Genomic DNA, 18345 nt, shown 5'->3' with positions numbered 1-18345 from the left:
ATGTTCGACAAATTGCAGCAGGCATTCTGGAAAGCACTGACGCCGGATCTGGTACCGGACGAGGCAAACATTACCGCCGATGCGGTTGCCGGCTTGAACGCCGAGATCGTAGCGGCGCTGGGCGGTGTGGATAACCTCAAGTCGCAGCAACCGCTGGCGCTGACTCGGGTGCGCGTGGCGCTGCACGACGCGGCCTGTGTCGACCGTCAGGCGTTGAGTCTGGCCGGTGTGGCGGGCGTCATGCCGCTTGAGGGCGGCGTGCTGCACCTGATTACCGGGCTGCGCGCATAAGGCCGACAAGACGTGCGGCCTCAGGTCGCCCTTACTGTTTCTCAACTGCGGGTGTATCGTATTCGCCTTTTGCGGGTCCCTCGGGGTCTGTCGCTGATACGTGAGGTAGTTGAGTTCATGTCCTTTACCCGTCGCCAAATCCTCGGTGGCCTGGCCGGTCTTGTTGTCGTTGGCGTGGGCGCGGGAGGCGCGTCGCGTTACTGGCTGGGCAAGATGGCCGACGCCGAGGCCGGCCACGACTATGAACTGATCGCCGCGCCGCTCGATGTCGAACTGGTGCCGGGCCACAAGACCGAGGCCTGGGCGTTCGGCCCGTCGGCGCCGGGCACCGAGTTGCGCGTGCGCCAGGGTGAATGGTTGCGGGTGCGCTTCATCAATCACCTGCCGGTGGCGACTACCATTCACTGGCACGGCATCCGTCTGCCGCTGGAAATGGACGGCGTGCCTTATGTGTCGCAACTGCCGGTGCTGCCGGGCGAATACTTCGACTACAAATTCCGTGTGCCGGACGCCGGCAGCTACTGGTATCACCCGCATGTCAGCAGCAGCGAAGAACTCGGACGCGGGCTGGTCGGGCCGCTGATCATCGAGGAACGCGAGCCGACCGGTTTCAAGTACGAGAAAACCCTGAGCCTGAAGAACTGGCATGTCGACGAGCAAGGTCAGTTCGTCGAATTCAGCATCCCCCGCGAAGCGGCCCGTGGCGGTACCGCCGGGCGCTTGTCGACGATCAATGGTGTGCCGCTGCCGGTGATTGATCTGCCGGCCGGGCAGGTCACCCGGGTGCGTCTGCTTAATCTCGACAACACCCTGACCTATCGGATCAACATCCCCGGTGTCGAAGCGAAGATCTACGCGCTGGATGGCAACCCGGTCGAGCCCCGCCCGTTGGGCAAGGAATACTGGCTCGGCCCCGGCATGCGCATTTGCCTGGCGATCAAGGCGCCGGCGGCCGGTGAAGAGTTGTCGCTGCGCAACGGCCCGGTGCGCCTTGGCACGCTACGTTCGGTCGCCAACACCGATGCGCCGACGGACTGGCCGAAAGCGCTGCCGGCCAACCCGGTGGCCGAGCCGGATCTGGCCAATGCGGAGAAACTCAACTTCAATTTCGAATGGGTCGGCTCGGTCTCGGTGAACACCGAAAACGGCAAGCCGCCGAGCCTCTGGCAGATCAACGGCAAGGCCTGGGACATCACCGACAAGACCTGTGCTGACCGACCGATTGCCAGCCTGAAACTGGGCCAGAGCTATATTTTCGAATTGAAGAACATGACTCAGTACCAGCACCCGATCCACCTGCACGGCATGAGCTTCAAGGTGATCGCGTCGAACCGGCACAAAGTCGTGCCGTATTTCACCGACACCTATCTGCTGGGCAAGAACGAGCGTGCGCAAGTGGCGCTGGTGGCGGATAACCCGGGGGTGTGGATGTTCCACTGCCATGTCATCGACCACATGGAAACCGGCCTGATGGCCGCGATCGAGGTGAAGTGATGCGCCAGATCCGCCCGGCGGCGATCATCGACCGCAGCCGCGACCGCGACTTCATGCGCGAAGCCTTGACCCTCGCCGCGCAGGGCGCCGCCCTCGGTGAGGTGCCGGTGGGCGCGGTGCTGGTGCACGATGGCGTGATCATCGGTCGCGGCTTCAATTGCCCGATCAGCACCAGCGACCCGAGTGCCCATGCGGAAATGGTCGCGATCCGCGCCGCTGCGCAGGCAGTGGATAACTATCGCCTGCCGGGCAGTACGCTGTATGTGACGCTGGAGCCTTGCAGCATGTGCGCCGGGCTGATCGTGCATTCGCGGGTGGCGCGGGTGGTGTACGGCGCGCTGGAACCCAAGGCCGGGATTGTGCAAAGTCAGGGGCAGTTTTTTACCCAGGGCTTTTTGAATCACCGGGTGTTGTATGAGGGCGGAGTGCTGGCAGAAGAATGTGGTGCGGTGCTGACCGAGTTTTTCCGCGCCAGACGCACAAAAACTGCTGAATAAACACAGCTTCAATGTGGGAGCGAGCCTGCTCGCGAAAGCGTCGGTACATTCAAAATGAATGGTGACTGGCACACCGCTTTCGCGAGCAGGCTCGCTCCCACAGGTGGATCTCCGTTGGTGGGGAGATCGGGTTATTTCTTCGCGACGATAACCGCCCGCATCGGCGCCGGCAGCCCTTCAATGGTTTTGCTGTGGTCCTCGGGATCAAGAAAATCACTCAGCGACTGATACTTCATCCACTCGGTCCCGCGCTGTTCCTCAACCGTGGTCGTGCTGACATCCACGCAACGAATATCGCTGAAACCCGCCCGCCGCAGCCACAATTCCAGCGCCGGCACCGACGGCAAAAACCACACGTTGCGCATCTGCGCGTAGCGATCTTCCGGCACCAGCACCTGATGCTTGTCGCCTTCGACCACGAGGGTTTCCAGCACCAGTTCGCCGCCCTTGACCAGGCAATCCTTCAGCGCCAGCAAATGCTCGATCGGCGAGCGACGGTGATAGAACACGCCCATGGAAAATACTGTGTCGAAGCCTTCCAGATTCGGCGGCAGGTCTTCGAACGGGAACGGCAGGTGCCAGGCATTCGGCTCGGACAAGTAACGCTGCACCGCCTGGAACTGGCAGAAGAACAGCCAGTTCGGGTCGACACCGATGACGCTGTCGGCACCGGCGCCGAGCATGCGCCACATGTAGTAGCCGTTGCCGCAACCAACATCAAGGATGCGTTTGCCCTTCAGGTCGAGGTGCGGGGAGACCCGCGACCACTTCCAGTCCGAACGCCATTCGGTGTCGACATGCACACCGAACAGGTCGAACGGCCCTTTGCGCCACGGCGAGAGGCCCATCAGCGCGGTGCGCATCTGTGCGCGGGTGTCGTCGTCGCAATCGGTGTCGAGTTTCAGGCCGTTGAGCAGGTCGACTTCGCTTGGCTGGATCTTCGGCAAGGCGTCCAGCGCACTTTGCCAGCGCTCCAGATCGCCGTGGCCTTTGTCCATTTTCTTGTCGAGTTGCGCTTGCAGCGTGTTGGCCCATTCGGCCAGCGGTGTACCGGCCAGACGCCGGGCGAGGGGGGACAGATCAATCATGGCAAGGCAATCAACGAGGCAAAGTTAAGACACTGGAACCACGGCACGACTTTCGAGAACCCGGCGGCCAGCAGGCGTTCGCGGTGTTCTTCGAGGCTGTCGGGCTTCATGACGTTTTCGATGGCGCTGCGCTTCTGGGCGATTTCCAGTTCGCTGTAGCCGTTGGCGCGTTTGAACGCTACGTGCAGGTCGGTGAGCAGGGCGTGCTCTTCGGCATCGTTGAAGCGCAGCTTTTCCGAGAGAATCAGCGCGCCGCCGGGCAACAACGATTGGCGAATCCGCGAGAGCAACGCGGTGCGCTGATCCGGGGCGATGAATTGCAGGGTGAAGTTCAGCGCGACTACGGAGGCGGGCTCAAATTGCAGCGCGAGGATATCGCCCTCAATTACCTCGACCGGCAGCAGTTCCTGAAACATCGAATCCTGACCATTGAGATACTCGCGGCAACGCTCGACCATCGCCGCCGAGTTATCCACAGCAATAACCCGGCAGCCGTCGGTGCGCACATGACGGCGCAGGGCTTGAGTCACTGCGCCGAGCGACGAGCCGAGGTCGTAGAGCACGCTGTTCGGCTGGGCGAATTGCGCCGCGAGCACGCCGAGGTTTTCGACGATGGTCGGGTAACCCGGCACCGAGCGCTTGATCATGTCCGGGAACACCCGCACCACGTCTTCATTGAAGGCGAAGTCAGGCACCTGGGCCAAAGGCTGGGCGAATAGGCGATCGGGTTCTTTGCTCACGGCGGCGTCCGGCGGTGTCGGTGGAAAAGGCCGGCATTTTAGCCAAAGTGGCGCGGGGATGCTTGGGTTGTCTGATAAAGCACCGAACCGGGTGTAATTCTCGCCGTCTGGGATATGGCTTTCGCGAGCAGGCTCGCTCCCACAGGGGGGCGCGGTGATCTGTCGGAGCGAGCCTGCTCGCGAAGAAGCTGCAGTCAGTTCACCGAAATGGCGCAGTCGAAGGTCTCAACAGGCAGCACTTCCGGAGCCCACGGTTGTTGCGAGGTCAGGCGCAAACGCCCGGTGCCTGCTGCGAAGGCCTGGAAGCGCCAGGTCGAAACCCCCGCTGCGCCAACCACGCCGGCATCTTCCGGATTGCTGTAAACCTCGGGGCTGAGGGCGCGCAACACGCCGCCAGCTGAATCCTGAATCGCCCAGCGGTAGCCGGTGGTCGGGTTGCTTGGCAGGCTGATGATCAGGTTTTGCCCGACGTTGAGCCGCACGGGACATTCGCTTTGTTTTTCCACGGTCACGTTGTGTTTCAGTTGCGTGGCGCAGGCCGCCAGCAAGGAAAGGGCGAGGGGGAAAAACAGGCGAATGGGGGACATGAGGTCAGCAGCTCCGGCGGTTACGACGAACGGCGAGCATAACTGAAGATGGGACAAAGTGTGACAGTCAGGGGAGGGGTTGTCAGGACTGACGCCTTCGCGAGCAGGCTCGCTCCCACAGTGGGCAGCGGTGTTCACAATTTCTGTGTTCACTGCACAACCCTGTGGGAGCGAGCCTGCTCGCGAAAGCGGTAGAGCCGGCGCTATCGAGTTATCAGAAGAGCACCTTCGCCACATCCGCAAACCGCTTGGCAAAGTGCACGGTAATCCCTTCCTTCAGATAATCCGGCAATTCCTCAAAGTTACCCCGGTTCGGTTCCGGCAGAATCAATTCGAAAATCTTCTGCCGGCGCGCCGCGATTACCTTCTCGCGCACACCGCCGATCGGCAGTACATGCCCGGTCAGGGTCAGTTCGCCGGTCATCGCCACGCCTTTTTTCGGCGGTTGATTGCGTGCAAGCGAGAGCAGGGCGCTGGCCATGGTCACGCCGGCGCTCGGGCCGTCCTTTGGTGTTGCGCCTTCCGGTACATGCAGGTGGACGAAGGCTTCGTCGAAGAACTTCGCATCACCACCAAATTGCTTGAGGTGCGAGCTGACGTAGCTGTAGGCGATCTCCGCCGATTCCTTCATCACATCGCCCAATTGCCCGGTGAGCTTGAAGCCCCGGTTGAGCGTATGAATCCGCGTGGCCTCGATCGGCAAGGTCGCGCCGCCCATGCTGGTCCAGGCCAGACCGGTAATCACGCCGGTGCCGGACAGCACTTGCTCATTGCGGAACACCGGATGGCCCAGCGAGGCTTCGAGGTCTTTCGGCCCGAGTTTGATCACCGCTTTCGGATCGTCGATCAGCTTCATCACCGCTTTGCGCACCAGTTTGCCCATCTGCTTTTCCAGCTGCCGCACGCCGGCTTCGCGGGCATAGCCATCGATCAGTGCTTTGAGCGCGCTGTCGCTGATGCTCAGGCTGCCTTTTGATACGCCGGCCTTTTCCAGCAGTTTCGGCCACAAGTGACGCTTGGCGATGGCGACTTTTTCTTCGGTGATGTAGCCGGACAGACGAATCACTTCCATTCGGTCGAGCAACGGGCCGGGAATTGAATCCAAGGTGTTGGCGGTGCAGACGAACAGCACCTTCGACAGATCCATACGCAGGTCGAGGTAGTGGTCGAGGAATTCAACGTTCTGCTCAGGATCGAGAGTTTCCAGCAGCGCCGAGGCCGGGTCGCCCTGGTAGCTCTGGCCCATCTTGTCGATCTCGTCGAGCATGATCACCGGGTTCATCACTTCGACGTCTTTCAACGCCTGCACCAGTTTGCCCGGTTGGGCGCCGATGTAGGTGCGGCGGTGGCCCTTGATTTCGGCCTCGTCGCGCATGCCGCCGACGCTGAAGCGGTAGAACGGCCGCCCGAGGGATTCGGCGATGGATTTGCCGACGCTGGTTTTACCCACGCCCGGTGGGCCGACCAGCAGCACGATCGAGCCGCTGATCTCGCCTTTGTAAGCTCCAACGGCGAGGAATTCGAGGATGCGATCCTTGATGTCGTCCAGACCCGCATGGTGCTTGTCGAGGATTTTGCGGGCGTGCTTGAGGTCGAGTTTGTCCTCGCCGTATACGCCCCACGGCACCGATGTTGCCCAGTCCAGATAATTGCGCGTGACGGCGTATTCCGGCGAGCCGGTTTCGAGGATCGACAGTTTGTGGGTTTCTTCCTCGAGGCGCTTCTGCACTTGCGCCGGCAGGGTTTTGCCTTCGAGGCGCTGCTGGAACTGTTCGAGGTCGGCGCTGCGGTCGTCCTTGGTCAGGCCGAGTTCCTGCTGGATGACCTTGAGTTGCTCCTTGAGGAAGAACTCACGCTGATGCTCGCCGATCTTACGGTTAACTTCGGCGGAAATTTCTTTCTGCAGGCGCGCGACTTCGACTTCCTTGCGCAGCATCGGCAGGACTTTTTCCATGCGCTTGAGCATCGGCACGCAGTCGAGCACTTCTTGCAGCTCGGGGCCGGTGGCGGAGGTCAGCGCGGCGGCGAAGTCGGTCAGCGGCGACGGATCGTTGGGGCTGAAGCGGTTGAGGTAGTTCTTCAGCTCTTCGCTGTACAGCGGGTTGAGCGGCAACAATTCCTTGATCGCATTGATCAGCGCCATGCCGTAGGCCTTGACCTCGTCGGTCGGCTCGGTGGGCTGGTGCGGGTATTCGACTTCGACCAGGTACGGCGGGCGATGGTGCTTGAGCCAGGTCTTGATGCGCACGCGGCTCAGGCCTTGGGCGACGAATTGCAGTTTGCCGTTTTCGCGGCTGGCGTGGTGCACCTTGACCAGCGTGCCGTATTCGGGGAGGGCGCCGGTGTCGAAGTGGCGCGGGTCTTCCTGGGGCGTGTCCATGAAGAACAGGGCCAGGGAGTGGTGTTCGGATTTGCTGACCAGTTCGAGGGTTTCGGCCCACGGTTCTTCGTTGACGATGACCGGCAGGACCTGGGCCGGGAAGAACGGACGGTTGTGGATCGGAATGATGTAGACCTTGTCCGGCAGGTTTTGCCCGGGCAGCGCCAGGCCGGTGCCGGAGGAGGTGTGTTCGATGTGGTCGTTTTCGTAATCGTCGTGGTTGTCCGGGCGATCTTGCTGGTCGGTCATGGGGCACCTGCGCAATGGGGTATGGGGTCTTAGATGGGGCAGGGGTGGGGTGGTTTCAATGGGGCGGGTGTGTTTCTGCTTGTGTGTTCAGGTTTGCAAAGTTTTTCACCTTGTTAACCTCGGCGGCCTTTGGGCGGTGGCGAGATCCTTCAGGTCGGCACGGGGGGCCTATTGGAATCTAACAATGTCTGTGCATAACTAGCGAAAAACGCGAGTGTTGGTTAGCTTTAACTATTAAATGGAGTTTTGATGGATTCCGTTCGGCTTATTTCGAACTGGCCTTTAGTCCCTGTAATTTCTGACAGTAGACAACTGACTCAATCGGCCGAAGATTGCGGTTCAATCTCGAACGACAGAGAGGTGTTCGAGAATTTACCAACGTCAAGGAATCGAACCATGAGTCATACCGATACGAAATACAGGGATTTCATCATTCGCGAATATTCTTCCGACACGCCGGGTTTGCGTTTCCAGGTGATCTACAGCGAAACGGATAAGAGTTTGTTGCTGGAAACCCGCAAGCATGCCGAGCAACTGATCATCGATCGATTGCAACGGATGGCAAATGGAGGAAAAGCCTTTTGATTCTGTCGGGTCACGCTGACGACAAGCGTTCGAAGGTTGCGATCTTTTGATTTTTTCTTGAAAGCACCGAATTGCCCAAGGCGAAGTGGACAGACTTCATTGATGCCATACACCTTGGTGCGAATGGAGCATGTTGGGCACGCCTCCATGCAAAAAGGCGCCACCCCTCACAGGGTGGCGCCTTCTTTTTTACCGCCGCTACCGCTTATTCCGGCAGTTTGTACGCAATGATGTAGTCACCCATCTTGGTACCCAGCGAGCCGTGACCGCCAACAACGAGCAGCACGTATTGCTTGCCGTCCTTGCCGGTGTAGGTCATCGGAGTCGCTTGGCCGCCTGCTGGCAGGCGCGATTTCCACAGTTCTTTACCGGTATTCACGTCATAAGCACGCAGGTACTGGTCAAGGGTGCCGCTGAGGAAGCCGACGCCGCCGGCGGTGACCATCGAACCGCCCATGCTCGGTACGCCGAGGGTGAAGCCGATCGGGATTGGCGAGCTGTCGCGGCTGGTGCCGTTCTTGCGTTTCCACACGACTTTGCCGGTGGTCAGGTCGATACCGGCGACGTAGCCCCAGGCCGGGGCCTGGCACGGTACGCCGAGTGGCGACATGAACGGGTGCATGATCACCGCGTATGGCGCGCCAGTGTTTGGCTGCACGCCCGAGGTTTCGCTCTCGCGCTTGCTGCCGGCTTCGACTTGCTCGCGTGGCACCATTTTCGAGACGAAGGCCATGTAGTTCGGGCTGGTGAACAGCAGTTGGCGAACCGGGTCGACCGAGACGCCGCCCCAGTTGAACACGCCGACGTTACCCGGATAGATCAGGCTGCCCTGTTCCGATGGCGGGGTGTACTGGCCTTCGTAACGCAGTTCCTTGAACTGGATGCGGCACAGCATCTGGTCGAACGGGCTGGCGCCCCACATGGCTTTTTCGGTCAGTTCCGGGGCCAGCAGGTTGAGGTCCGAACGGGCCTGGGTCGGTGCGGTGTGGTCGCCTTTCACGGCACCCTGCGGTACCGGGATTTCCTTGATCGGAATGATCGGCGTGCCGTCACGACGGTCGAGGACGTACAGGCTGCCCTGTTTGGTCGGAGCGATCAGCGCAGGTTTCACCCCGTCGGCGGTTTTCATGTCGAGCAGGGTAGGCTGGCTGCCCACGTCCATGTCCCACAGGTCGTGGTGGGTGAACTGGTAGTTCCAGCGCACTTTACCGGTGGCCAGGTCCAGCGCGACGAGGCCGGCGCTGAATTTCTCGGCGCCGGGGGTGCGGTTGCCGCCCCATTGGTCAGGGGTCTGGTTGCCCAGTGGCAGGTAGACCATGCCGAGTTTTTCATCGACGCTGGCCAGCGACCACATGTTCGCCGAGTTGCGGCTGTAGGTTTCGCCCGGAGCCAATGGCTCGGTGGCGTCCGGCTTGTCGCTGTCCCAGTTCCACACCAGGTGCCCATCGCGCACGTCGAAGGCGCGGATCACGCCCGATGGCTCGTTGGTCGATTCGTTGTCGGTAACGTGACCGCCCATGATCACCAGATCACGGGTAATCGCTGCTGGCGAGGTGGAGTAGTAACCACCAGCGGTGAACGGGCCGATGCCTTGGGTCAGGTCGACCACGCCGTTGGTGCCGAAGCCTTCGCAGATCTTGCCGGTGTCGGCGTTCAGTGCGATCAGGCGGGCATCAGCAGTTGGCAGGTACAGGCGACGCGGGCAGGCCTGAGCAACGGCCTGGCCGGCTTCAGAGATGACAGCGGAACCGGCATTTTCAGACTTGGCATAGGCGGCTTCGTCGTAGTACGACACGCCACGGCAGGTCATGTGGGCGAAGCCCTTGAAGCCGACCGGGCTCTTGATCTGTGGATCGAAGCGCCAGATTTCCTTGCCGGTGTCCGGGTCCAGTGCCAGCACTTTGCTGTGCGCGGTGCAGGCGTAGACCATGCCGTTGGCTTTGAGCGGGGTGTTTTCGTTGGTCAGCTCGACCGGGTCATCCGCAGTTGGCAGGTCGCCGGTCTGGATGCGCCAGGCTTCTTGCAGCTTGCCGACGTTTTCCGGGGTGATCTGCTTGAGCGGCGAGTAGCGGTCACCGAACTCGGTGCGACCGTACGCCTGCCAGTCGCCATCCGGCATGGCCGGTGCGGTGCTGGTCATGTCCGCAGTGTCGCGGCCCAGTTCACCGAAGGTTTCGCCTGGATGAGTGAAGAGGCTGGCCAGGGCGGTAACGCCGGCCAGGATCACCGCCACGGTCAGACCGCCAGTGCCGATTTTCGCCGGACCGTTGAGCAGCAGCGGGCGACGGAACCACGGCAGCAGCATCACGAAACCGAGGACAAACCACAGCGCCAGACGCGGCACCAGTTGCCACCAGTCCAGACCGACTTCCCACAATGCCCATACCGTGCTGGCAAACAGCACGGTGGCGTACAGGCCCAGCGCCGCGCGGCGACGCATCAGCAGCAGGAGGCCACTCAGCGCGATGCCGATACCGGCCAGCAGATAATAAAGCGAGCCGCCGAGCATGCTCAGCTTGACTCCCCCGGCCAGCATGGCCAGGCCCATCAGTAGAAGCAGAATGCCGAGCAGGCCCGGTAGCAGACGGCCCCGACTCGAAGCACTTTCGGTGCTCATAGTGTGATTCTCCGTGACGTTTATGTAGTCCCGCGCTGTAGTCACTTTAGATGACGATCTGGCGCAGGCATGGTTCAGATAAAAACTTGTTCGGCTAACGAATTTCATGGATCCCTGTGGGAGCTGGCTTGCCAGCGATGGCGATTGCACATCCAACACTTAAATCGCCAGACAGATTGCTATCGCTGGCAAGCCAGCTCCCACAGGGCCTTGTGGCGTTTTTTAGAACGACGACTGGATCTTGATCCCGCCGATCAGGGCGTCGTCGACGTCGTTCACGCCACCGGGGTGGCGGATGTATTGCAGGTTCGGGCGTACGGTCAGCCAGTTGGTCACGTGCACGCCGTAATACAGCTCGGCGCTGTATTCGGTGTCCTGCGGTGGCAGGAACGCCGGATTGTCGTAGTCGTAGACGGCGTTGGCGCGGTTTCTCGCCTCGGCGTTCTTGCGATAGGCCGGGTTGACGTGCACACGAGCGAGGGCAAAACCGATGTCGTCCTTGGCGCGGGCATCGAACGGACCTTTGTAGGTCAGGCCGGCCTGCACGTAGTTGTCGATGGCATTGGTTTTCTTGTCATGCATCGTCGCGTTGGCGAACAGACTCAAACCACGGGAGTGGTCGCTGGCGATACTGGTGACCTGCTGCTGAATGCCCAGCCATACGCCGTGCTTGCTCGAGGCACTGCGATAGGCTTCGCCGCTCAGCGCTGCCGGTTGGCCGTTCTGGTCTTTATAAACGTCAGAGGCTTTGGCATTGCTGTAGTAGTAACCGGCGCGGTATTCGCCCGGCAGACCGTTGAGCTTCGGCGTCCACACCAGTTCGACCGGCAGGATCGCGCCCTGGGTGCCGCTGCCGCTGAGTTTGAAACCGTTGCCGCGATCGAGGTTCGACGGGTTCTGCTCGTAGGCGCCGACCTGCGCATACAGCTCGGGCGTCAGGTGATATTTGACCCGCAGCGCCCACTGGCTGACCGGCCAGTTGTACCAGATGCCGCCGACCCAGTTGCCGACCTGCGAGCCGCAGAACGCGAGGTTCTGGAAGTCGCAAGGGAAGCTGTTGAAGTCTTCGCCTTCGCCGAAACGGCCGACCTTGATGTCGAGTTTCTGATCGAAGAATTTCTGCTGATACCACATCTGCGTCAGGCGTGTGGTCTGGCCACGACCCCAGACTTCCTGCGCGGAAGTGAAGCCGCCAACGCGCGGGTCGTTGATGCGGTCGTTGCTGATGTTGTTGCCGCTGCGCTTGGTGATGGTCAGCTGAAATTCAGCGTCGTTCCAACCGAGGATCTTCTGCAGATCCAGATGGGTGCCGAGGCCGAACTGGTCGCTGTAGCGGGCAGTGCGGTCGTGATCGTAACCGCCGTGCAGGTTGCTGCCCATTTCGCCGGTGTAATCGAGTTTGAAGTCGTAGCCTTTTTCCGCAAGTTCCGTGCGCGTGCCGTTCCAGTCACCGAGCATGTACGGTGATTCACTGTCGAAGGCCGGCGCCGCGTGGGCGCAAGTGGCAAGGCCGAGGGCGGTGCAGCCGCCAAGGGTGCGCAGGGCAGAGATAGCGCTGTCTCGGGAGAAGGAAAAGTCAGGCATGAAGAAGTCTTTTTTTGATGTTTTCAGGTGCAGGCCGAGCGCTTCAGATTGTCGCAGGCAGTGAAGCGTTTCAGCGGAAGGGCGGCAGGATAATGATCTGTAACAAATTGAGAAAGCGCTTTTGCAGACATGCAGCGTTTCGGATTCGGTAACAGTGCGGCAAACGGGCGCATTGTGAGTCGGGCCACAGCCTGCGATCTTCCCGGGTTGGCCTACATTTGCAGGAAGGCCTTCCACCCGCTCAGCCCCTCGGCTAAGGTGCGCGGCTTCTGCATATCACTTCGCCCAAAGGCCCGGCATGAACGAACAAACCCCCGATCCGCTGCACGGCGTGACCCTCGAACAGATCCTCAATGCACTGGTGACTCACTACGAGTGGTCGGGGCTGGCCGAGCGTATCGACATCCGTTGCTTCAAGAGCGATCCGAGCATCAAGTCGAGCCTGACCTTCCTGCGTAAAACCCCGTGGGCGCGGGAGAAGGTCGAGCGCCTGTACGTGAAACTGATGCGCACCAAGCGACCGCTCTGAGATGGACAGCGCGAGGCGCCGACGCCTGATCACCGGCCTGGCCGTGTTGGGCTGGGCCGGATTGACGATTCAGCTGTACCTGATCTTCTTCGCACGATTGAGCATCGGCGCCAGCCTGCTGGGCGGGCTGGTGAGTTTCTTCAGCTACTTCACCATATTGACCAACACACTGGTGGCGACGGTGTTGACCTGCGCGGTCACCGAGCGCGAATCCGCCGCACGGCGCTGGTTTCTGCAACCGTGGGTCAGCAGTGGAATCGCAGTGAGCATCGCCGTGGTCGGTCTGGCCTACAGCATCCTGTTGCGACACTTGTGGCACCCCGAAGGCTGGCAGTTTGTTGCCGATGAGTTGCTCCACGACGTCATGCCATTGCTGTTTCTCGGCTATTGGTGGCGCTGCGTCCCCAAAGGCACGTTGCGCCTGTGGCATCTGCCGCTGTGGCTGATCTATCCGCTGGTGTATTTCATCTACGCCTTGCTGCGCGGGCATCTGCTCGGCGCGTATGCGTACCCGTTCATTGATGTAGCGGTGTTGGGTTATCCACAGGTGCTGGCGAATGCCGGGGGGATATTGGTGGGGTTTGTGTTGGTGGGGTTGCTAGTGATTGGTCTGGATCGATTTCGGCCGTAACGATCAAAAGATCGCAGCCTTCGGCAGCTCCTACATTTGGAATGCATACCCCTGTAGGAGCTGCCGAAGGCTGCGATCTTTTGCTTCTCGGATTTACTCTTCCTCGGAAGTGCCTTCCGCGCGCCAGTAGCCGACCGCCTTGATGAACTGGTCATCGAGCCCATGCTCATCGATCAGTACCCGGCGGATCTGCCGTGAGACCTTGGTTTCGGTCGCCACCCATGCGTACAGATTGCCCTTGGGCACCTGTAATTGCTTGACGGTAGCCAGCAGGTTGTCCTTGCCGCCTTCGCGCAGGACCCAGATCACATTGAACGGCGCTGCGCTTTCCAGCACTTGCTGCTCAGCGCCGTTTTCCACTTCGATCACCACCAGCGCCTTGCGATTCGCCGCGAGGTGTTCGAGGCGGCGGGCGATGGCGGGGAGGGCGGTTTCGTCGCCGATCAGCAGATAGCTGTCGAAGATGTCCGGTACGATCATCGACCCGCGTGGCCCGCCGATGTGCAGGAACTGCCCCGGTTGTGCCTGCTCGGCCCATGTCGAGGCGGGGCCGTCGCCGTGCAGGACGAAATCGATGTCCAGCTCCATTTTTTCCAGGTCGTAACGACGCGGCGTGTAGTCGCGCATCTCGGGCATCGGCCCGTTGTCCTTGCCGGCGCCCAGTTGCATCGTCTCCAGCGCCGCCGCTTGTTCGGCGTTCTGCGGGAACAGCAGTTTGACGTGATCGTCCGTGCCCAGGCTGATGAACCCGGCCAGTTCCGGCCCGCCGAGGGTGATGCGACGCATGCGCGGGGTCAGGTCGGTGACGCGCAGCACTTCAAGTTTGCGCCGTTTGATTTCGTGCATCACGCGGTGAATGGTTTGAGTATCGACTGCAGTCATTCGGCTTTCTCCGTGGCAGGTTGAACGGCAGGGCCGTCGACGATGGCTTTGGCGGTGTCGTTGAGCAGGTCGCGCACGCGCAGGATTTCCTCGGCGCTCCAGCGCCCGTGGTGCAGCTGCAAGGCATGGCGCAGGTTGTGCACCGCTTCGTGGATTTCCGGCGGACGATCATGGCCGCGCAGCGAGCGCTTGCTGACGTCAATGCGCATGCGTACGCCGTCGAGCGCCACCGCTTGTTCACTTAAAGACAAACGACCTGCGTCGGTGACGCTGTAACGCTTTTTGCCGGCCTCGGCATCACCGGCAATCAAATCGCTCTCTTCGAGAAAGGTCAGGGTCGGGTAGATCACCCCGGGGCTCGGGCTGTAAGCGCCATCGAACATGCCTTCGATCTGGCGGATCAGGTCGTAGCCGTGGCAGGGCTGCTCGGCGATCAGCGCCAGCAACAGCAATTTCAAGTCGCCGGGGGCAAAAACGCGCGGGCCGCGACCGCCGCGTTCGCGACCGGGGCGTTTCTCGAAGCCGTCGCGGCCATCGCCGTGCTCGCGATGGGGGGAATGATGGTCTCTCATTTCGCTTCTCTCTCGTCGTATTTAGATACAACTTAAGATATATCTTAAGGGTTGCGCAAGACGTTTTTGGCCTTGTCCTGAGCTTGACGGACGAGTGGTCAAAGCGAAAAAGAGCCGGAAAAAGTTTTTTGATCAATAAGACACAGCGGTGACCTTGAAGTTAAAGTTATCGCTCTAGTTGTACTTGAGTATATGTTCTAATTCCTCGCAAGTTACCGCGTTAAAGCGGCTAAGTTGCTGTATGGTTTTTTGCCTGTAACTGTGTGTAGGGCGCAACTTACAGCGAATGTTGCAAGTATCTGTTTTTTGTTCTTTTTTCTGGCGGGGTGTGAGGTTGTTTAACTACGAGTTTGTCGGAAGTTGCCTGCTTACATTCCAGAGGCAACAGCCGATGATGCCCGCCATTGAAGGTTCAAGTTGCTCCGGCGGTCGATGAGCAAATGGTTTGTGAACTTTCAATGACACCCCTATATAAAGCAAACAGGTACTGAACGATGTTCAAGAAAATCGCAATCGCTGCTCCACTGGCTCTTCTGGCAATGTCCTCCACTGCCTTCGCTGCGGGCGAAGCGTCGCACTCCATCAGCCTGATCGCTCATGTGCCAACCAACGGTTTCTATGTGGTGCCGACCGATCCGGATCTGGTCAACAAGGACCAGGACATGAGCTATCAGCCGACCACCGGCAAGATGGCCGACGTCAACGGTTTCTTCGATGTGCGCAATAACAACGGTTCGGTTCACGCCAGCCTGGAAAGCCTGCCGAAACTGGTTGCCGGCAATACCTCGATCGACCTGCAGGTCATGCTCAACAACAAGGAACTGACCCTGACCCCGCAAATGGTCGTCGGTGAATCCGAGTCGGATGTGAACTACCGCGCCCCGCTGAAAATCTCCGCCAAAGGCAGCAACTTCCAGCCGGGTGACTACACCGGTTCCGTGGCGATGATCTTCGACGCCGTGCCACCGGTTGGCGGCAACTGATCGACTGATCAGGTCCAAAACGCTCGCTTTTCAGCAGTGGCGTCAACCGACGGGGCAGGCAGTGATGTTTGCCCCGACGGACTTTCATTGTCAGTCAATCAGAGTACGAGTTCATGTTCCCGATGACACCCATCGCGGCTGCGCTTGCGCTGTTGTTTTGTGCCAGCGCAGCCGTCGCATCCAACACCGCCGGTACGACGCCACGCAGTTTGCTGGCCCAGGCCAAAGGCTTGCCAGCGGATTTCGAGGAGCATTTCTTTGATGTGCCTCTGGCGGTGCGGGTCGAAGTCGACCAACAGCCGTTGGGTGAGGCCATGGTGGTGTTGTCCCGCGATGATCGCATCACCCTTCTCGAATTCACCGACACCAGCGAAAACCGCTTCGGCCCCGCTGAACGGGAAAAATGGGCAAGCTACCTCAAACCCGGCGTGCCATTAGGTGCGTGCAGCGGTTCCTGCCCCGACCAGTTTCTCGCGGTGCATTACAACCTGGAAAGTTCGCTGGTATCGATCGTCACCGAAAACGCCGAACGCGACCTTCAAGCCAAGCGTTATTACGAGCAACCGAGCGGCGGTAGCAGCGGCCTGATGGTGCGCAACCAGCTCAACCTGAACGGTGGCCAGGATCAGGACCTCGGCGGACGCTTCGGCCTGGAAGCCAGTTCAAGCCTGGGCAACTGGAGCCAGACGCTGAATCTGCAATTGGCCCGGCTTGGTGGCCCCGACGAAAAGCTCTACCACGCCGTGCACGAGCTGCACACCCAGCGCGAACTGCAAGGCAGCTTCTTGCGCCTGGGCTATTTCACCCCCAATTCCGAAGGGCTGACGCGCCAGCCGCGCACGTTTGGCACCAGCCCCGATACGGCGGTCGGCCTCATGTACGGCAGCTCCGACAGCCTCGCGATCAACAGCCCGATGCCCAGCGTTTACCCGATCTACGTGACAGCCAACCGGCAGGGTTCGGTGGAGATCTGGCGCGACGGTCTGTTGATCAATACCCAATCGGTGCCGGCCGGTTTGCAGACCCTCGACACCCGGCCGCTGCCCGGCGGTATTTATGAAGTGGAAGTGCGCCTGATCGAAGACGGCCAGATCACCTCCACCACCCAGGAGTTGGTGTACAAGCCCAGCAACTGGCGCAACCTTGACGAACGCTGGCGCTACAACGTGTTTGCCGGTGAAGAAAGCAAACTGCTGAGCAACTGGGACACGCAATCGAGCGGCAGTCCCACCGCCGGTGCGGCGGTCAATTACCTGCTGCACCCACGGGTGATTGTCGGCGCGTCGGCGCGGCAGATCCGCGAAAAACTGCAATACGGTACTTCCATCGACTGGACCCTGGCCAACCACGTCAGCCTGTATGCCAATGTCTACAAGACCGAGGATTACGGCACCGGTCTGGACCTGCAAAGCCTTTACAACTATGGCGCGGGCAGTCTGGTGATCAGCCACAACCGCAGCTGGCTCGACACCACCAACACCTACGACACGCTGCCGGACGGCACGCGCGTTCGTCCACGTAACGTGTTTGTCGGCCAGACCAGCAATTCGTCGCTGGCGCTCAACCATCGGCTGAGCAGCAAGAGTTCGGTCAATGCCCGGGTCTCGCACAGCGAAGGCAATGTCGAAGGCGTGGGCGTGGATCTGGGCTGGACCCAGCGCGCCGTATTGCTGGGCAGTGATGCCAGTTGGCGCCTGTCGGTCTTTGATCGGCCGGGCAGTTTCAGCAGTGGCGATGCGCGCAATCGCGGCGTCGATCTGAGCATCAACCTGGCGTTGGGCGCTCCCGGTCAGCAGCTCACCGGCAGCATCGGTTCACGCACGGCCCGCGACGGCAAACGCGACAACAATGCTTCGCTCGGCTGGCGCAAGGATTTCAAGGATCACGTGCTGCAAAGCGTCTCGGTCACGGCGCTTACCGACACCTACGGCCTGGGCATGTCGAGCCTGACCAATTTCCGCACCGACGCGGTAAACGGCGACGCCTTCGTCCAGCGCTCCTCCTACAACGGCAACTTCACCGGCGGGCTCAACCTCGACAGCACACTGGTGGTCGGCGGTGAAAAGATGCTTCTGACCAGCCAGAGCGACGTGCGCGGTGCCGGAATGATCGTCGACGTCGAGTCGGATATCGACGACATCGTCCTGCGGGCCGATGACTACAGCGGCGGCGGTGCCGCGCTGAAGCCGGGGCGCAATTTCATTCCGATCACCGCTTATCAGAACAGCTCGGTGAGCTTCGACTTCGAAGGCAACACCGTACCGGCCGCCACCATCGAACCGGCGCGAACCCGCTATCACCTGAACAAGGGCGGCATCGAGTATCGCAAGGTTCGCGTGATGAAAACCCTCACCGTGCTCGGTCGCCTGGTCGATGCAAGCGGGCGGCCGCTCAAGGGCCACCACGTGATCAACCACGCCAGCCGTGGCGTGACCGAAGTCGACGGTTTCTTCTCGATGGAAATGAACGCCGGTTCACCCACCCTGGAAGTGCGCCAGGGTAACCAGTTGCTGTGTCAGTTCCGCTTGAACGAGGCCGACCACCGCAGCGAAAACGACGTGTTGATGATCGGCGATCTGCGTTGCACCCCAGACACTCTCGCCGACGTCACTACCACCGAAATGAAGGCAGGCTGA

General features: G+C 60.5%; 16 protein-coding genes. 8 read left to right on the top strand and 8 right to left on the bottom strand.

The genetic code is table 11. The features are described 5' to 3' along the window. The 3 genes from FEE99_RS26725 (at nt 1) to tadA (ending at nt 2282) form a co-directional block, all read left to right on the top strand. Nucleotides 1-291 (top strand): PTS transporter subunit EIIB, encoded by a 291-nt coding sequence (locus tag FEE99_RS26725; RefSeq protein WP_041479915.1) that lies wholly within the window; start codon nt 1-3, stop codon nt 289-291. Between the two features lie 117 nt (nt 292-408). After that, complete coding sequence (locus tag FEE99_RS26720) at nt 409-1785, top strand: multicopper oxidase family protein (RefSeq protein WP_041479914.1); 1377 nt, start codon at nt 409-411, stop codon at nt 1783-1785. Next, on the top strand, nt 1785-2282 hold the full coding sequence (gene tadA, locus FEE99_RS26715; RefSeq protein ID WP_041479913.1) for a tRNA adenosine(34) deaminase TadA: 498 nt from the start codon (nt 1785-1787) through the stop codon (nt 2280-2282). The genes FEE99_RS26720 and tadA overlap by 1 nt, the downstream gene beginning before the upstream one ends. A 131-nt stretch (nt 2283-2413) precedes the next feature. On the opposite strand, the gene cmoB is transcribed toward tadA, so the two are convergent. The 4 genes from cmoB to lon form a co-directional block, all read right to left on the bottom strand. Further along, nucleotides 2414-3370, bottom strand: a complete 957-nt coding sequence (cmoB, locus tag FEE99_RS26710) for a tRNA 5-methoxyuridine(34)/uridine 5-oxyacetic acid(34) synthase CmoB (RefSeq protein ID WP_041479912.1) — start codon at nt 3368-3370, stop codon at nt 2414-2416. Then, entirely contained in the window at nt 3367-4110 is a 744-nt protein-coding gene (gene cmoA / locus FEE99_RS26705; protein WP_041479911.1) for a carboxy-S-adenosyl-L-methionine synthase CmoA, read from the bottom strand. The genes cmoB and cmoA overlap by 4 nt, the downstream gene beginning before the upstream one ends. Before the next feature lie 194 nt (nt 4111-4304). Beyond that, nucleotides 4305-4697 carry a protease inhibitor I42 family protein gene (locus FEE99_RS26700; RefSeq protein ID WP_041479910.1) on the bottom strand — a complete coding sequence of 131 codons (393 nt, stop codon included), beginning with the start codon at nt 4695-4697 and terminating at the stop codon, nt 4305-4307. A 214-nt stretch (nt 4698-4911) separates the two neighbouring features. Then, nucleotides 4912-7326: an endopeptidase La gene (gene lon, locus FEE99_RS26695; RefSeq protein ID WP_041479909.1), complete on the bottom strand. Its 2415-nt coding sequence runs from the start codon at nt 7324-7326 to the stop codon at nt 4912-4914. A 396-nt stretch (nt 7327-7722) separates the two neighbouring features. Between lon and FEE99_RS26690 the strand changes: the two genes are divergently transcribed. After that, nucleotides 7723-7911 carry a hypothetical protein gene (locus FEE99_RS26690; protein ID WP_041479908.1) on the top strand — a complete coding sequence of 63 codons (189 nt, stop codon included), beginning with the start codon at nt 7723-7725 and terminating at the stop codon, nt 7909-7911. Between the two features lie 205 nt (nt 7912-8116). Here the strand turns inward: FEE99_RS26690 and FEE99_RS26685 are convergent, their stop codons facing one another. Both FEE99_RS26685 and FEE99_RS26680 read right to left on the bottom strand, forming a co-directional pair. Further along, nucleotides 8117-10528 carry a glucose/quinate/shikimate family membrane-bound PQQ-dependent dehydrogenase gene (locus FEE99_RS26685; RefSeq protein ID WP_041479907.1) on the bottom strand — a complete coding sequence of 804 codons (2412 nt, stop codon included), beginning with the start codon at nt 10526-10528 and terminating at the stop codon, nt 8117-8119. A 222-nt stretch (nt 10529-10750) separates the two neighbouring features. Next, nucleotides 10751-12112, bottom strand: coding sequence for a carbohydrate porin (locus tag FEE99_RS26680; protein WP_041479906.1), 1362 nt, complete (start codon nt 12110-12112; stop codon nt 10751-10753). A gap of 298 nt (nt 12113-12410) precedes the next feature. Between FEE99_RS26680 and FEE99_RS26675 the strand changes: the two genes are divergently transcribed. Beyond that, the gene (locus FEE99_RS26675; protein ID WP_016987543.1) at nt 12411-12641 is read left to right on the top strand and encodes a VF530 family protein; all 231 of its coding nucleotides are present in this window, start codon (nt 12411-12413) and stop codon (nt 12639-12641) included. Nucleotide 12642: 1 nt separating this feature from the next. After that, complete coding sequence (locus FEE99_RS26670; protein WP_041479905.1) at nt 12643-13272, top strand: Pr6Pr family membrane protein; 630 nt, start codon at nt 12643-12645, stop codon at nt 13270-13272. Nucleotides 13273-13365: 93 nt separating this feature from the next. Here the strand turns inward: FEE99_RS26670 and FEE99_RS26665 are convergent, their stop codons facing one another. Continuing rightward, nucleotides 13366-14154: a siderophore-interacting protein gene (locus FEE99_RS26665; protein ID WP_041479904.1), complete on the bottom strand. Its 789-nt coding sequence runs from the start codon at nt 14152-14154 to the stop codon at nt 13366-13368. Further along, on the bottom strand, nt 14151-14726 hold the full coding sequence (locus FEE99_RS26660; protein WP_016773362.1) for a PadR family transcriptional regulator: 576 nt from the start codon (nt 14724-14726) through the stop codon (nt 14151-14153). Before FEE99_RS26660 ends, FEE99_RS26665 begins: the two co-directional genes overlap by 4 nt. Nucleotides 14727-15220: 494 nt before the next feature. Between FEE99_RS26660 and FEE99_RS26655 the strand changes: the two genes are divergently transcribed. Both FEE99_RS26655 and FEE99_RS26650 read left to right on the top strand, forming a co-directional pair. Next, entirely contained in the window at nt 15221-15709 is a 489-nt protein-coding gene (locus FEE99_RS26655) for a CS1 type fimbrial major subunit (RefSeq protein ID WP_041479903.1), read from the top strand. Nucleotides 15710-15822: 113 nt separating this feature from the next. Then, nucleotides 15823-18345: a TcfC E-set like domain-containing protein gene (locus FEE99_RS26650; protein WP_041479902.1), complete on the top strand. Its 2523-nt coding sequence runs from the start codon at nt 15823-15825 to the stop codon at nt 18343-18345.

This window comes from Pseudomonas sp. ef1 (assembly GCF_007293365.2).
GTDB lineage: Bacteria > Pseudomonadota > Gammaproteobacteria > Pseudomonadales > Pseudomonadaceae > Aquipseudomonas > Aquipseudomonas siliginis.
The sequence above is the reverse complement of the archived record's forward strand: the minus strand, read 5'-3'. Positions and strand labels throughout refer to the sequence as shown.

Coding starts and splice junctions, on each gene's coding strand:
- FEE99_RS26680 (WP_041479906.1), bottom strand. CDS start 12,112: ATGCCTGACTTTTCCTTCTCCCGAGACAGCGCTATCTCTGCCCTGCGC.
- FEE99_RS26655 (WP_041479903.1), top strand. CDS start 15,221: ATGTTCAAGAAAATCGCAATCGCTGCTCCACTGGCTCTTCTGGCAATG.
- lon (WP_041479909.1), bottom strand. CDS start 7,326: ATGACCGACCAGCAAGATCGCCCGGACAACCACGACGATTACGAAAAC.
- FEE99_RS26665 (WP_041479904.1), bottom strand. CDS start 14,154: ATGACTGCAGTCGATACTCAAACCATTCACCGCGTGATGCACGAAATC.
- FEE99_RS26690 (WP_041479908.1), top strand. CDS start 7,723: ATGAGTCATACCGATACGAAATACAGGGATTTCATCATTCGCGAATAT.
- FEE99_RS26670 (WP_041479905.1), top strand. CDS start 12,643: ATGGACAGCGCGAGGCGCCGACGCCTGATCACCGGCCTGGCCGTGTTG.
- FEE99_RS26675 (WP_016987543.1), top strand. CDS start 12,411: ATGAACGAACAAACCCCCGATCCGCTGCACGGCGTGACCCTCGAACAG.
- FEE99_RS26700 (WP_041479910.1), bottom strand. CDS start 4,697: ATGTCCCCCATTCGCCTGTTTTTCCCCCTCGCCCTTTCCTTGCTGGCG.
- FEE99_RS26725 (WP_041479915.1), top strand. CDS start 1: ATGTTCGACAAATTGCAGCAGGCATTCTGGAAAGCACTGACGCCGGAT.
- cmoB (WP_041479912.1), bottom strand. CDS start 3,370: ATGATTGATCTGTCCCCCCTCGCCCGGCGTCTGGCCGGTACACCGCTG.
- tadA (WP_041479913.1), top strand. CDS start 1,785: ATGCGCCAGATCCGCCCGGCGGCGATCATCGACCGCAGCCGCGACCGC.
- FEE99_RS26685 (WP_041479907.1), bottom strand. CDS start 10,528: ATGAGCACCGAAAGTGCTTCGAGTCGGGGCCGTCTGCTACCGGGCCTG.
- FEE99_RS26650 (WP_041479902.1), top strand. CDS start 15,823: ATGTTCCCGATGACACCCATCGCGGCTGCGCTTGCGCTGTTGTTTTGT.
- FEE99_RS26720 (WP_041479914.1), top strand. CDS start 409: ATGTCCTTTACCCGTCGCCAAATCCTCGGTGGCCTGGCCGGTCTTGTT.
- FEE99_RS26660 (WP_016773362.1), bottom strand. CDS start 14,726: ATGAGAGACCATCATTCCCCCCATCGCGAGCACGGCGATGGCCGCGAC.